At 71.9% G+C, this 13,625-nt stretch carries 14 protein-coding genes and 3 pseudogenes; 9 read left to right on the forward strand and 8 right to left on the reverse strand.

Annotation, left to right across the window (positions count from 1 at the left end):
- Positions 1-80 precede the first annotated feature (80 nt).
- Positions 81-629: a GNAT family N-acetyltransferase gene (locus tag OHB41_RS41595; RefSeq protein ID WP_266705093.1), complete on the reverse strand. Its 549-nt coding sequence runs from the start codon at positions 627-629 to the stop codon at positions 81-83.
- Positions 630-900: 271 nt separating this feature from the next.
- On the opposite strand from OHB41_RS41595, the gene OHB41_RS41600 reads away from it, so the two are divergent.
- On the forward strand, positions 901-1,971 hold the full coding sequence (locus tag OHB41_RS41600) for a Rossmann-fold NAD(P)-binding domain-containing protein (protein WP_266705095.1): 1,071 nt from the start codon (positions 901-903) through the stop codon (positions 1,969-1,971).
- A gap of 119 nt (positions 1,972-2,090) precedes the next feature.
- Here the strand turns inward: OHB41_RS41600 and OHB41_RS41605 are convergent, their stop codons facing one another.
- The 4 genes and pseudogenes from OHB41_RS41605 to OHB41_RS41620 form a co-directional block, all read right to left on the reverse strand.
- Positions 2,091-2,345 carry a hypothetical protein gene (locus OHB41_RS41605; protein ID WP_266705097.1) on the reverse strand — a complete coding sequence of 85 codons (255 nt, stop codon included), beginning with the start codon at positions 2,343-2,345 and terminating at the stop codon, positions 2,091-2,093.
- A gap of 89 nt (positions 2,346-2,434) precedes the next feature.
- Complete coding sequence (locus tag OHB41_RS41610; RefSeq protein ID WP_266705099.1) at positions 2,435-3,205, reverse strand: TNT domain-containing protein; 771 nt, start codon at positions 3,203-3,205, stop codon at positions 2,435-2,437.
- Positions 3,206-3,504: 299 nt separating this feature from the next.
- A pseudogene (locus OHB41_RS41615) lies at positions 3,505-3,720 on the reverse strand (diguanylate cyclase); the annotation flags it as partial.
- A gap of 112 nt (positions 3,721-3,832) precedes the next feature.
- Positions 3,833-4,117 (reverse strand): annotated as a pseudogene (locus OHB41_RS41620) (cobalamin/Fe(3+)-siderophore ABC transporter ATP-binding protein); the annotation flags it as partial.
- 151 nt (positions 4,118-4,268) lie between these two features.
- On the opposite strand from OHB41_RS41620, the gene OHB41_RS41625 reads away from it, so the two are divergent.
- The gene (locus OHB41_RS41625) at positions 4,269-4,808 is read left to right on the forward strand and encodes an LOG family protein (protein WP_266706525.1); all 540 of its coding nucleotides are present in this window, start codon (positions 4,269-4,271) and stop codon (positions 4,806-4,808) included.
- A 98-nt stretch (positions 4,809-4,906) separates the two neighbouring features.
- On the opposite strand, the gene pdxR is transcribed toward OHB41_RS41625, so the two are convergent.
- Positions 4,907-6,346: a MocR-like pyridoxine biosynthesis transcription factor PdxR gene (pdxR, locus tag OHB41_RS41630; RefSeq protein ID WP_266705101.1), complete on the reverse strand. Its 1,440-nt coding sequence runs from the start codon at positions 6,344-6,346 to the stop codon at positions 4,907-4,909.
- Positions 6,347-6,393: 47 nt separating this feature from the next.
- Between pdxR and OHB41_RS41635 the strand changes: the two genes are divergently transcribed.
- From OHB41_RS41635 to OHB41_RS41665, 7 genes and pseudogenes are all read left to right on the forward strand, one after another.
- The gene (locus OHB41_RS41635) at positions 6,394-6,945 is read left to right on the forward strand and encodes a carboxymuconolactone decarboxylase family protein (protein ID WP_266705103.1); all 552 of its coding nucleotides are present in this window, start codon (positions 6,394-6,396) and stop codon (positions 6,943-6,945) included.
- A gap of 13 nt (positions 6,946-6,958) precedes the next feature.
- A complete protein-coding gene (locus tag OHB41_RS41640; RefSeq protein WP_266705105.1) occupies positions 6,959-7,864 on the forward strand; it encodes an MIP/aquaporin family protein in 906 nt (301 codons plus the stop codon).
- A gap of 8 nt (positions 7,865-7,872) precedes the next feature.
- Positions 7,873-8,745 (forward strand): NAD-dependent epimerase/dehydratase family protein, encoded by an 873-nt coding sequence (locus tag OHB41_RS41645; protein ID WP_266705107.1) that lies wholly within the window; start codon positions 7,873-7,875, stop codon positions 8,743-8,745.
- A 190-nt stretch (positions 8,746-8,935) separates the two neighbouring features.
- Positions 8,936-9,937 (forward strand): hypothetical protein, encoded by a 1,002-nt coding sequence (locus tag OHB41_RS41650; RefSeq protein ID WP_266705109.1) that lies wholly within the window; start codon positions 8,936-8,938, stop codon positions 9,935-9,937.
- Positions 9,938-9,961: 24 nt separating this feature from the next.
- Positions 9,962-10,177, forward strand: a complete 216-nt coding sequence (locus OHB41_RS52430) for a transposase (protein ID WP_353962922.1) — start codon at positions 9,962-9,964, stop codon at positions 10,175-10,177.
- Positions 10,178-10,650: 473 nt separating this feature from the next.
- A pseudogene (locus OHB41_RS52770) lies at positions 10,651-10,821 on the forward strand (ISL3 family transposase); the annotation flags it as partial.
- A 56-nt stretch (positions 10,822-10,877) separates the two neighbouring features.
- On the forward strand, positions 10,878-11,309 hold the full coding sequence (locus tag OHB41_RS41665) for a DUF4259 domain-containing protein (RefSeq protein ID WP_266705115.1): 432 nt from the start codon (positions 10,878-10,880) through the stop codon (positions 11,307-11,309).
- Positions 11,310-11,546: 237 nt separating this feature from the next.
- Here OHB41_RS41665 and OHB41_RS41670 read toward each other — a convergent pair whose 3' ends face one another.
- Both OHB41_RS41670 and OHB41_RS41675 read right to left on the reverse strand, forming a co-directional pair.
- Entirely contained in the window at positions 11,547-12,239 is a 693-nt protein-coding gene (locus OHB41_RS41670) for a hypothetical protein (RefSeq protein ID WP_266705117.1), read from the reverse strand.
- Positions 12,236-13,480, reverse strand: coding sequence for a hydroxymethylglutaryl-CoA lyase-like TIM-barrel protein (locus OHB41_RS41675; protein ID WP_266705119.1), 1,245 nt, complete (start codon positions 13,478-13,480; stop codon positions 12,236-12,238). The genes OHB41_RS41670 and OHB41_RS41675 overlap by 4 nt, the downstream gene beginning before the upstream one ends.
- Positions 13,481-13,625: the final 145 nt, after the last annotated feature.

The following is a 13,625-nucleotide window of genomic DNA, read 5'->3' on the forward strand; positions in this document are numbered from 1 at the left end:
GGCGTGGGCGTCCGGCCACCTACCAGTCGCGAACGGTGCCTTGCGGCATCAGGGTGTTCTCCTGAGCGGCGCCTCGGGACTCAGGTCTCGGGAAGCGACGGATCGGGTGTCCAGGGGTTCGGCGCGGTGATGGACCAGCGTTCGTGGTCCCGCCAGTCCCCGTCGATGTAGAGGTAGGCGGGAGAAACCCCTTCGTGGCGGAAGCCCAGCCGCTGGACCAGGGCCAGGGACGCCTTGTTCGCGGGCTGAATGCTGGCCTCCAGCCGGTGGAGTCGCAGGTCGGTGAATGCGTGCTGGAGGGTGATGGTGAGCCCCTCGGTCATGTAACCCAGTCCTGCGGACGGGGCGAAGGCCGCGTAGCCGAGGGACGCGCCCTGGTAGCGGCCTCGGATGATCGAGTTGATGTTGACCATGCCGGCGGCCGCGCCGGTCTCCGCGACGCGGACCAGGAAGCCCAGGTTGGTGCCGTCGTCGAAGCGGCGCATCCAGTCCTGGAACTCCTCAGCGGTTCCGGGTAGTTGCATCCACGGCAGGTGCAGCCCGGTGCTGGCCCGTACGAGCATGCAGAACTCGTCCTGGTCGGCGTGGGTGAGCGGGTGCAGTTCGACCCGTGACGGCATCTTGAGCATGCACCAACATTAGGGCCTGGAAGCAGTGGGCCCCCTAGTGATCCACCAGCGGGAAGATCTTGCAGCACCCGGCCGTGGCCACTCGCAATGACAAGCGCCGCCGCGTTCACCTCGGCACCGCGACCGCGGCAGCCCCCATCATCCGACTGCGGACATGGCCGGCCGGACATGAATCAGGGACTGTCGTCATTCCTTGGCCAACGACCCCCGGGTTCAGGGCTGGTCGGGTCCTGGGAGGTCGGCAGTCAGAGGGGTGTGTCAGAGTCTGCGCATGCTGGAGATCGCGGTGAAGACGGAGAACTGGGAGCGGCACGTCCGTGTGTCCGCCGAGGAGCTGGCCGGGCTGGTCCGGCGAATCGGTGGTGACGGTGACCGGTTCCTGGTGGTCCAGCGGATACCCGACCTGCCTGACGTCTTCGCCCAGGTCTGGCACAAGGCCGGTGGTGACTACACGCTGGAGTACCGGGACGGTGCCGCCGACCGACACTTCCAGGCGACGGTCGGCGGGTCCGAAGCCGTGATCGCGGCGATTACCGGCTGGGCCCGCCGGGAGGCCGGTTGGGAGGGTGGTCTGGCTTGGTCGCTGCTGGACATGGGGCCCGCCCGCGAAGTTGGCCGTCGTGAGGACGGGGCCGAACACGGCGCCGGGAAACACGGTGGTCAGTTCGGTGGGGCCCGCGTGACTCTCCATGAAGTCCCACGCCGCCCGTTCGGCGAGCGTCTTGGAGCTCATGCCGTCGAGGTTAGAACGCCTGAAAGCCCTGCGACGGGCCGAAAGGGGGGTGCGCTTCTCCCAGGATTTCCGGCCCCCGTGGAGCCCGTCGCCACCGTGGGCTGCCCGCCGATTTCTGACTACCGGCACCGGCATGATCGTGCGATGCGGGCGCGTCCGCCGTCCGGCCCAGTCCATAACAGCCCGGTGCTGAACGGGACCCTCCGCGCCATGTCCGGCATCCCGCGGATCGGACTGGAGATCGTGGACGTCCGCGATCTCGTGGACATCCACATCAGGGCGATGACGTCGCCGGACGCCGCCGGCCAACGCTTCCTCGCCACCGGCGAGTTCACCTGGATGACCGAGATGGCCCGCATCCTGCGGGACGGCCTCGGAGCCGACGGCCGCCGGGTCTCCACCCGGCAGGTCCCGGACTTCGTGGTCCGGCTCGCGGCCCGGTTCCGGGACCGGTCGCTGCGCGAGATCACGCCGGCCCTCGGCCGCCGCAACCGTCACAGCACGGAGAAGGCCGGGCGGGTCCTCGGCTGGCAGCCCCGGCCCGCCCGCGAGACCGTACTGGACTGCGTCAGAAGCCTCATCGAGCACGGCGCCGTCCAGCACATCTGAGCGCCGGGCCCCGTCCGACCGCTCGGCGGAGGTGACGCCGGAGCCGCGGACACCCGGAGCGCCGCGCGGACGCGATCCCTGCCGCGCGGTCACGGTTCGTCCCCCCCCGTGCGGTGAGGTTACGCGGGGCCGGGGGCCGGTCCCTCGTCGGTGAGACGGTCGTAGAGCCAGCCGCAGGCCCGGGCCTCCTCGGTGAACCGTTCGAAGACCTCGCGCCGTCCCCGCTCGTGGACGCCCACCACCCACTCCCCGTCACGTTCCTCGAGGAAGTAGCGGTCCGCCGCACGGTGGTCGCCGGGGCAGTCCGGGATCTCGTAGTACGCGGAGGGGACCCCGGCCGCCCGTAGGGCCTGGCACAGCTCGAACCGGTCCATGGCGCCAGTCTTTCATCAGGGCTGAAGCCGGGCCCGACATGTCCGGGCCCGGCTTCAGCGGGATCGTGCGCGATTGCGGGAGGGCGGGACTACTTGATGACGCGCACCAGGGTGCCGTTGCGCACCAGGTCCCCCACCGTGGTACGCGGGATGCCGGGACAGAACTGACTCGACGTCACGTACTGGGTGCCGAGGCCCGGCTGCTCGAACCCGGGGGCGGTCTTTCCCGCACACACCGTCACGTCCTTGGCCACCTTGTACACGTGGTAGTCGTACGGGTAGCGCGGATCCATGGTGTTGAGGCTCGACGGCGGGATCGACCGCTTCCCGTACTTGGTGCCCGCCGGGGCGAGGAACCGGCCCGCCTCGGCGCCGAACCGGTCCACCTTCAGGCCCGCGTGGAGCACGAGAGGAGCGGCGAGCACCGTCTGGTTCCTGTGCGTGTAACCGTCGTCCGGCGGGTAACGCCAGTCGCCCTGGCCCGAGTCGGCGGAGGGGTCCCACCACCGGTTCAGGAACCGCACGGCGGTGAGGCCGCCGAGCCGGTCGTACCGGTGGAGGATGTGCCCCAGCGCTCCCTGCGTCGGCAGCCACTTGGGGCCCAGCCGCCAGTCACCGCAGAAGAAGTAGGGGCGCAGGGCCGGAGCGATGGGAGCGGGCACCAGCCCCCTGCACACCCACGGCTGGACGGGCCCGCCGACAGTGGCCTTCGGCAGCGCGGACGAACGCGCCACTCCCGGAGCCGGTTTGACGGGCCAGGCGTGCGCGGCAGCACCTGGACGGCCGCTGTCCCGGTCCGCGGGCGCCGCGGACGACGAGACGGAAGCGCCCAGCACCAGGGAGCCTGCCAGGCCTCCCACCGCCGCCAGGCTCGCACACCAATGTGACGATCTCACCAAACCTCCTGCGGGAACGTGTGTCCGGAACACGCCGCCGCGCGCCCTGGAAAGGCGTCGTGGGGCGACCGGAATGTCGGGACTCACACAAGCCAAAGGGATCCGGCCGAGCGAGTGGACGTGCCGAAGCGCGTCCGAACGGGTCCGTGGCTTCATCCCGTTGCGTCATCGCCGACCCGTCCGGCCACACCGACCGGCGCCGGAGCGGGAGGTCCGGACCCGTCCTACTGCCCCCGGGCCACCACGCCTCTCCGCGCCGCACCTCAGGGAGCGGGGACGGCGGTGGGCGGCCACACTCCCGGTGCCAGCACGCCGAGTGCCCAGGCGCGGGCGACCAGTTCCGTACGGTTGGCGGCTCCCCAGTGCTCGGACAGGAGCCGCGGGTGCTAGTTGACGCCGTCCACGGTCAGGCCCGTCTCCCGGGCGGCCCGCGCGGTGGTCGCGCCCCCGGCGAGCAGTTCCAGGACGCGCGCCTCGGCCGTGGAGGCCCACGGTTCGGTCGGCCGCCGCGCGCCGGGGCACTCCCGACGGTGCGGTGAGCGGCTGACAGGGGTTCCGGCCGTGACCACGCCGCGCGGCTCGATCCGGCGGTCAGCGCACCCGCGTCTCCCACACACGGGCGGGGACGACGAGCGGGCCGCCGGTGACCGGGTCGGGGACGACGACACAGGAGAGACCGAAGACGTCCTGGACCAGGTCGGCGGTGACGACCTCGGTCGGCGGTCCCTGGGCGACGATGCGGCCCGCTTTCATGGCAACGAGGTGATCGGCGTAACGGGCGGCCTGGTTGAGGTCGTGGAGGACGGCGACGACGGTGCGGCCGCGCTCGTGGTTGAGCCGGCGGACGAGGTCCAGGACCTCCACCTGGTGCGCGACGGGCCTCGCACAGCGCCCGGGTGCCCGGGCGCACCGTCCTGCCGGGGAGCGCACGGCGGTGGATTGGTCCGGCCCGCCACCCGGGAATTGGCCCCCACGGCCGGGGCGCCGGGTGCGTAGGGTCGGGATCATGACAGCGGTTCCCCCCACGATGAACGTCTGTGTCTTCCTCTCCGCCGCGGACCTCGACGAGCGCTACACCCGGCCGGCCCGCGAACTGGCGGAACTGCTCGGCAAGGGAGGGCACACCCTGGTGTGGGGCGGATCCGACACCGGACTGATGAAGGTCGTCGCCGACGGGGTGCGGGAGACCGGAGGTCGGCTGGTGGGAGTCTCGGTCGCCTTTCTGCGCGAGTGGGCCAGGCAGGACGCCGACGAGATGGTGTTCGCCGACGACCTCGCCGCACGCAAGGCCCTGCTGCTCGCGCGCGCGGACGCGGTGGTCGTGCTGGCGGGCGGCCTGGGCACGCTGGACGAGGTGACCGAGATCCTGGAGCTGAGGAAGCACGGACTGCACGACAAGCCCGTGGTGCTGCTGAACACGGCCGGGTTCTACGACGGCTTGGCACTCCAGCTCCGCCGGATGGAGGAGGAGGGCTTCCTGCCGGTACCCCTGAGCGGGCTGTTCTTCCTCGCCGACGCGGCCGCCGACGCCTTCGCCCACCTGGAGGAATCCGTCGTCGGGCGATGAGGCGACGGCGGTGAACCTGCCCGGCCGCGGCCAAGCGCGGCGGTACCCGGCAGTACGTAGCAGTACGTAGCGGTACGTGGCGGTACGTGGCGGTACGTCTAGGGCATCACCCCGCACAGGACGTCCAGCGCACCCTTCCACGCACTGTCCGAGGGAGCCGCGTAGTTCACCACGAGCGCGTCCTGCGGGGGGAGTCGGTGGCCGGACTCCGGCGTCTCGTAGCGGAACTCCGCGAGCCCGCTGACCGCGAGGCCCCGCCGCGCCGCCTCCTGGGTGACCGAGTGCTCCGTTCCGTGGGGGAGTTCGACGACCGCCTGCAGCCCGGCGGCCATGCCCTTCACGTGGACGTGTGGGGCCCTGTGGGCCAGGGCCGTGACCAGTTGCTCACGGCGGCGCCGGTAGTGCAGCCGCATCGAGCGCACATGACGGTCGTACGCGCCCGACGTCAGGAACTCCGCCAGCGTCAGCTGTTCGAGCGCACTCGACATGTAGTCGCCGTACCCCTTGGCCGCGACGATCTCCGGGACCAGTTCCTGCGGCAGGACCATCCAGCCCAGCCGCACCCCGGGCGCCAGTGCCTTGCTCACCGAGCCGAAGTACACCACCCGTTCGGGGCCGAGGCCCTGCAGGGCGCCCACCGGCTGTCGGTCGTATCTGAACTCCCCGTCGTAGTCGTCCTCCAGGATCAGGCCGCCGGTGCGCCGCGCCCACTCGACGGCCGCCGTACGACGGTCCGGGCGCAGCGCGACCCCCGTCGGGTACTGGTGGGCGGGTGTCATCAGGACCGCGCCGATGTCCTCCAACCGCTCCAAGTCGTCGGTGCACGCGCCGTGTTCGTCGACGTGGACGGACGGAGTGCGCAGGCCTGCGTCGGTCAGCAGGTCGCGGTAGAGGTCGAGTCCGTACGACTCGACGGCCACCGCCCGCACCTGCCGCGCCCTGAGCGCCCGTGCCATCAGCGCGAGCCCGTGGTGGAAGCCGGAGCAGACGACGATCCGCTCCGGCACGGCGTACACCCCGCGGGCCCGCGCCAGATAGTCCGCGAGGGCGGTGCGCAGACGGATCTGGCCGAGGGCGTCGCCGTAGCCGAAGGCGTCGTGCGGCGCCGCGGTCAGGGCGCGGCGGGCGGCGGTGAGCCACTGCGCGCGGGGGAAGTTCGCGAGGTCCGGTGAACCCGGCCGCAGTCCGTACGTCGGACGTTTCGGGGCCGGCCGCGCGCGGGGGGTGTCGGGTTCGGCTCTGCTCGGCTCGGCCCGCTCCGCCACCCGGGTCCCGGAGCCCTGCCGGGCGGTGAGCCAGCCCTCCGCGACGAGTTCGGCGTAGGACTCGGTGACGGTGTTGCGGGAGACACCGAGATCGGCGGCGAGCGAGCGGGACGGCGGCAGCCGGGTGCCGGGTGCCAGCCGTCCGGTGCGCACGGCGTCCCGGAGCGCGTTCGTGAGCCCGGCGCGGAGTCCGGGGCCGCGCAGTTCCAGATGGAGGTCGCTGCCGGGTCCGGAGGGCGAGTCGGGCCCCGGATTGGTCTGGGAATCTGTCACAGAAGTGGACCCTACTTCAGTGCCACTGGATGCGTAGCGTTGCAGTCATGAACGGGAACGAAGTGCATGAGAACCGTGACGACACGGACAACCCGGTGGGTCTGGACAACCTTGGCCGTCTACCCGAGCACGTCCCTCGCCCGGACTGGGCGGAACTCGCGCCGGAGGCGTTCAAGGCCCTGGTCCGCGTGGACACGGCGGCGAAGCGGGGGCTCGATCCCGTCCTGCTGAACCTGGTCAAGATCCGCGCCTCCCGGATCAACCACTGCGCCCTCTGTCTGGACATGCACAGCAGGGACGCGCTCGCGGCAGGTGAGTCGGCGGGGCGGATCCTCCAGCTCGGCGCCTGGCGGGAGTCGAGGCACTTCTACACGGCCGGGGAGGTCGCGGCGATCGAGCTGACCGAGGCGATCGCCGTGTTCACGGACAGTCCCGTGCCGGACGAGGTGTACGCGCGGGCCGCGGCCGAGTTCAGCGAGAGCGAGCTGGCCCGTCCCGTCGTCGCGATCACGATGCTCAACGGCTGGAACGGCTTCGGAGTGTCCACCTGCCTCGTCCCCGGCCACTGCACATCGCCACCTGACCGGACGACGCCCTGACGTGAAGGAGATCATGGTGAGTACCGTTCGTTCTCGCGCGCACCGGCTGTCGCTGTCCCGTGCCGTCGACGAGTTCGTGCTCGCCACCGTCCTGCTGTTCCTCGCGGTGACGGCCGTACGGTGGCTGCGCGACCCGGGCTCCGTGCTGTGCGTCGCCGACCTCGACGCCGCGATCACCGTCATCGGCGCCTTCGGCGGGACCGTCCTCACCGTGCTCATCCTCACCCCGCCGGGCAGGCGCAGCGGGGGACACATGAACCCGGCCGTGACGGTCTCCCTGTGGCTGATGGGCGCCTTCCCGGGACGCAGTGTCCTGCCCTACGTGCTGGCCCAACTCGCGGGCTCCGCCGCGGGGACGGGGCTGGCGCGTCTGGTGTGGGGACGCCCGGTCACCCTCCCGTCGGTCGACTACGCCGCGATCGGGCCCGCGCCCACCTGGCAGCCCGCGTCCGTGTTCCTCGCCGAGGTGGGAGGCATGGCGGCCATCGTCCTCGTCGTCGGGTTCCTCCTGGCCCATACCCGCTTCTCACGCCTGCTGCCGTACGCCATCGGACTGTCCGTCGCGCTGGTGATCACCCTGCTCGGCACCCGCAGCGGGGGCTCCGTCAACCCGGCCCGTCAGCTCGGGCCCGCCGTGCTCGCCGGGCGGACCGAGGACCTGTGGATCTATCTGGTGGCGCCGGTCCTGGGAGCCGCGCTCGGCGCCTGGCTCGACCGCCTCCTCGGCCGGCGTCGGCTCCGGCGCCGCCTTCCGGCAGGTGCGACGCGGGTGGCGGCGAGTACCGAGTCGTCGGGTGAGGGCGGTGTCCCCGTCCTCGCCGTGCAGGGGCATGCCGCCCTTTGCGAGCCGAGCCGCGTGACCGCCCCCACTCCACCCATATCCGTACAAGATGGAAACTCTTGCAACCGAAAGGGCTGATTTCATCCATGAACATCCTCGTTGCCGGTGCGACCGGCGCAGTGGGCCGCCTCCTGGTACCCCTGCTGGTGAAAGAAGGACATCAGGTCACGGGAATCTCCCGCACGCCCGAAGGGACCGAGCGCGTACGACGGCAGGGCGCGTCGGCCGTCCAGGCGGACGCGTTCGACAGGGACGGCCTGCGACGGGTGATGGCCGAGACCGCTCCGGACGCGGTGATCCATCAGCTCACCGCCCTGTCGGACGCGGACGGGGAGACGACCAACCGGCTGCGCGTCGAGGGCACACGCAATCTCGTGGACGCGGCCGAGTCGGCCGGAGTGAAACGGATCGTCGCTCAGTCGATCTCCTGGGCGTACGTACCGGGGGAGAACCCGGCGGACGAGACCGAACCGCTGGATCTCGGGGCGGCCGAGCCGCGAGGAGGAATGGTGGACGGCATCCGGGCACTGGAGGAGACCGTGGCCGAGATGGAGGCCGGTGTGGCACTGCGCTACGGCATCCTCTACGGCCCGGGCACCTGGTACGCACCAGGGGGCGCCGTGGCCGCGGCCCTGGCCGGTGAGCCGGACGCGCGTCTGCTCGCCAACCTCGAGGCGGATCACTCGGTGACGTCGTTCGTGCACGTCGCCGACGCCGCGAGGGCCACCGTCGCCGCCCTCGACTGGCCGTCCGGGCCCGTCAACGTCGTGGACGACGAGCCGGCCGAGGGCCGTCAGTGGCTGCCGGTCCTGGCCGCCGCCCTCGGCGTGCCCGCACCCGAGGTGCGCACCGGACGGCAGAGTGGGGCCAGGGGCGCGTCCAACGAACTGGCCCGCTCCCGGGGTTGGGAACCCGAGCACACGACGTGGCGGTACGGCTTCGCCGCACAGGATGTCTGACGTACGTCTGGCGCATGTCTCCCGCACAGGGGATCGCACCCGGCCCCCGGCCGGGGCGACCCGGACGGTGCCCGCGGTGCCGGGTAACCGTGCTCCTCGAACTCCGCGCCGTCGGAGAACCGCCGCCCCGTCGAACTCGGGGCTGCCGAGGCGGCGTCCGGTCCGACGGGTCCCCGGTACGGTTCGTCCGGTGAACGCGAACGCAGACGTGGACGTGGACGGGTGGGAGGCGGGGCACCGGGCCGCGTACGGGTGCGGGGCATGGGAGCGGGCCTGCCGGCAGGGGGCCCTGTTGGCAGGCTGGTACGAGGAGCAGGACCGCGGCCTCGGCGCTCCGACGCCCCGGCGGTTCCACGCGCATTCAGGTCCGCGTGCCAAGTGGCCGTGGGGGAGCGGCCCGCACACCGTGGGCCTGCTGCTGTGGCGGGCCGCTCACGACGCCGGGATCCTGGTCGACGAGATTCTCCTGGCCGACACCTTGCGCTACTGCGACCCCGCGGCCGTCCCTCTGGCGGCGGGCCCCCTGCCCGACGCTGCCCGAATGGGGGGCATCGGGGTCGGCAGCGCCGAGTCGGTGGTCGGGATCAGGCACGTACTGCAGGCCCACGTCGCACCCGAACACCTACAACCCCGGCCCGCCGGGGCGCGGTTGACGGTCGGCTACCGGGTCCGGGAAGTCCTGGCGACGCCGGACTGGGAGCGCGGCGACTGGCCGGCGGCCCTCGTGCCGGCTCGTCAGGCGATGGGGCGGGCGGACGACCTCCGGGAGCGGGGGACATGGGAGCCCACCGCCCGGGAACGGTCCACCGGGGCGCGCATCGGCCTGGACCGGGAACCGGCCGCCGCGCGCGCCGTCCCGGGAGGCCGGGCGTCGGGCTGGCGGGCGCGGGCGGCACGCCTGGTCCACCTCGCCGACGCGCTGTCCACCGACGCCGACACGCTGCCGCGCGACAGCCAGGGAACCCCGGGTCCGCTGGCACAGGTGCTCGTCGCCACGGCCCGTGCGTGCGAACGGCTGCGGACGAGCGCGGAGGAGGTAGGGCGACTGTGGGCGGCGGAGCCGCACGAGCCTGCGGACCCGGCCTCCTGGGAACTGGCCCACGTGCCCGACGCGTTGCGCGTCCAGACCGAGGAGACGGAGGATCTGGTGCGGGCCGTCGCCGTCTTCCTGTGGGTCCTGGCGTGCAGCTGACCGTCAGGAGCACGCGGCACCGGTCTGGCGGCCTGGCTCGCCCAGCGGCCAGGCGTCGAGGTTGTCTGCCGGGACCGAGCACCGTTCTTCGCCGAGGGCGCTGCCGCCGGAGCGCCGCAGGCGGTCCAGGTCGCGGACAGGTGGCATCTCTGGCACAACCTGAGCGAGGCCGCAGAGCGGAGTGTTGCCCAGCATCGTCGCTGCCTGGACGTTCTGGCACCCGCGGCATCTGAGCCGTAGCCTGCGACGGTTCCGGCTGTGGACCCGTCCACTTCGCCGTGACCACGCGGACACCGGTTCGCCGACCGAACCCGGTCCCGGCACGCTGCCGTGCACGCCCCGCTGAAGCCAGGGCACAGCCAACGCTCGATCCAGAGACACCTCCGGATGACCTGGCGGACCGTCAAACAGTTCGCTGAAGTCGCGACGTCAGGGGAACTGTTCACCGGCCAATGGCAGAACCGGCCCTCCGTCCTCGACGACTACAAGCGGTACCTGGACGACCGCTGGAACGGGGGCTGCACCAACGCCTGGAAGCTCGAGGAAGAGATCGTGCCGCTCGGCTACAAGGGCAGCTTCCAGCGCGTCCGCGCCTACCTGCACGACAAGCGCACATCGCCACGGCCGGTGACCGCCATGCCGCCCTCGCCCCGCCCCGTGTCCGGATGGATCCTCCGGCACCCGGACACCCTTGCCGGCCCAGCCTCCACACCTTCGCTGCGGGCATCGACCGAGACCGCGACGCCGTCATCGCCGGCCTCACCTTGCCCTGGAACTCCGGCGTCGTCGAAGGCCACGTCAACCGGATCAAGATGCTCAAGCGCCAGATGTTCGGCCGCGCAGGCTTCGACCTTCTTCGCAAACGGGTCCTGCTCGTCCCGTAGTCGTGTTGTCAGTGCCTGATGCGAGGATCCGGGCGACCATATGCAAGGAGATCAGCATGGGTACCTGGGATACCGGCCCCTTCGACAACGACACAGCCGCAGACTTCGCCAACGCGCTCGACGATGTCGAGCCCGAGGCGCGAGAAGCCCTGATCCGAGGCGTCCTCGTCCGAACGATCGACGCAACCGGCTATCTCATGGAAGCGGAAGAGGCGGTGGCCGCCGCCGCCTTGATCGCGGCGCAATGCCCGGAAGGCGACCCCGTCGACACGCCCTACGGCCCGGAAACACCTATGCCCCTGTTCCCTTCCGACCTGCGCGCACTCGCCGACGAAGCCCTCGCCCGCATCGTCGGCGACGAGGATGGGCCAGCCTCGAACTGGGTCAACCCGGAGGACTGGAAGCAGTGGCGAGCCATACTCACGCGCCTTCGCGCAGTGCTTTCCGCGCCACCCCCTTCCATTGCTCTCTTCGATGTCCAGCCATAACGGAGCGTCACTCAGCACGGAAGCTGAGCCAGAACCTGTACTTGGGTTCTGGCTCAACTTCTGCGATGCCGTCCCGAGGTGAGAGCGTCGGCAAGCCGCGCCCCCGGATCACCAGGGAGAGGGTGCGCCGAACGCCCGGTCGGCCAAGTGGAGATGCCGTCGTCCACCCACCGCGGAACGACGTAGAAGTGCAGGTGGGCGTGCGGCACCGGCTCTCCTTTGACCAACACCCCACCTTTAAGTGGCCTTCGGCCCCCCGTGGCCGGCGGCGCGCAGATGGTGCAGATAGGCGGTGGGGTCGGGGTGCATCGCGTCCTGTGCGCCGGAGCGGTGCAGTTCCAGGTGGCCGTCCGGGTGCAGACGGAGGGTGGTGGTCGCCGCGCGGGGTGGGGAGCCCGGGGCGTCGGGGGTGGTGCCGGGAAGCGCGGCCGGGTCGAGGACGGGGACGTCCTCGGGGAACATGGCGCGTGCCTGGGCCGCGGTCGGCGCCGGGGGCCGGCCCGTGCGGTTGGCGCTGCTGACGTACAGGACGGGGTGCTCGTCCAGGACCGGCTGCAGGGGGCTCCAGCGGGCGCCGAACAGCAGGGTCCACCCGTTGTGGGTCGCCGGGGCCAGCCAGGCGGGCGGCGTGTGGTCGTGGCGCAGCGGGGCCAGCACCGTGACCCGCTCGTCGGTCAGCAGCCGTCGGGCGGATTCGGCCGCGTGCTCCGCCAGCTCGAGCGCCGGCAGGACGAGGTCGGTGGTGTGCGGGTGATGGGTCCACAGGGCGACGGGCTGGTCGGCGGGGCGGTCCTTGGCCCGGTTGACCGCGGACGCGGCGGTCGCGGCGACGACGAAGGTCAGGGGCGCGTGGTTGGGCAGCACCGCGGCCCGCCCCAGGGACAGGCTCGCGTGCACGGCGTGGACGATGCCGGTGTGCGCCGCGGTCATCGCGGAGTGCGGGCGGTGGGGACGGTCAGGCGGGTGAGGTAGTCGCCGAAGTCCGTGTCGTCGATCACAGCGTGTCCTTGTCGATAGGCCTGTGACTTCACCCAGGCCACCGCGGTGCGTGTCTGGTCCGGGTCGAGTCCGTGTCCGAGCCGCGCGGCGACGGCGGTGATCACTCGGGCGCTCGCGAGATGCGTGAGGATCACGCGGGGCTCGATACCGAGGAGCGCGTGGGGATCGTAGGGTTCGAACAGGCGGGGATGGACGAACGGGGTACCGGTGGAGATGGTGCCGACGCCGTCCCCCACGATCGGTGTGGTGACACCCAGCGGCGCGCCGGTCTCGGCGGCCACCATGCGGGCGATGCCGGGCGGCAGGGTCAGGTCGGGGTCGGTCCACCACGGGGCGCGGCCGTCGCCGAGGAGTTCACGGGCGCGGTCGGGGCGGTAGGCGAGCAGGAACAGGAGCGGTTCGGTGGCGACCATACCGCTGCGTTCGGCGATGCCCAGCCAGGACGAGGACAGGACACGGACGCCCGCGCGCAGTGCCTGGAGGGTGTTGGCCAGAGCGAGGCCGAGGTCGTTGTGCAGGTGCGAGGCCAGGACCACGTCGTCGCCCGCACGGCGGCGCACGGTGGTGAACATGGCCGCGGCGTCCTGCGGCAGTTGGTCGCCGACCGTGTCCGCCAGTACCACCACCCCTGCGCCCGCCTCCGTCATCCGCGCGGCGTGCTCGCCGGTCAGGGCGTGATCGGCCCGGGAGGCGTCGGCCAGGCACACATCGACAGCCACACCGTCGCCGGTGTCCCTGGCCCCCGCGACCAGCGCGGCACCGGCGGTCAACGCCCGCTCGGCCGAGCCATGGGTCATCACCCCGGCCATCGCCTCGGACGCGGGCACGATCACCATGATCCTGGCGTGCGCGCTGCCCCGGACCGCGGCCAGGGCCTGGCGTACGTCACCGGCGGTGCCCCGGCACACCGCGGACACGCTCACCGTCTCCCCGGCCTCCACCGCCACCTGCCGGACCGCTTCGAACTCCTCCGCGCACACGGCGGGGAAGCCGGCGGCGAACACCGCGTGCCGCGGGCCGTCCGCGGCGAAGATCCGGCCCTGGGCACGGGCCAGACGCACCCGGAAGTCACCCGTCATCAGGGTTTTCGCCTGAGCCCCGTCCCGCGGGGACTCCTCCCAGAGCACCACCCGGCCCGCCCGCGCGGACTCGCGCACCACATCGACCGCCACCGTCACGCCCTTCGATCACGGGCCGTGGACGGCGGGCCCGGCACGCCCCGGAGAACGATCACCCGGAGCGGGTTCCTGCCGCAGCCACAGCGGGCCGTTTCACACGATCGGGCGCACCGCGGACCTTACGGTTGCGCGGCCACGA

This window comes from Streptomyces sp. NBC_01571, from assembly GCF_026339875.1.
GTDB lineage: Bacteria > Actinomycetota > Actinomycetes > Streptomycetales > Streptomycetaceae > Streptomyces.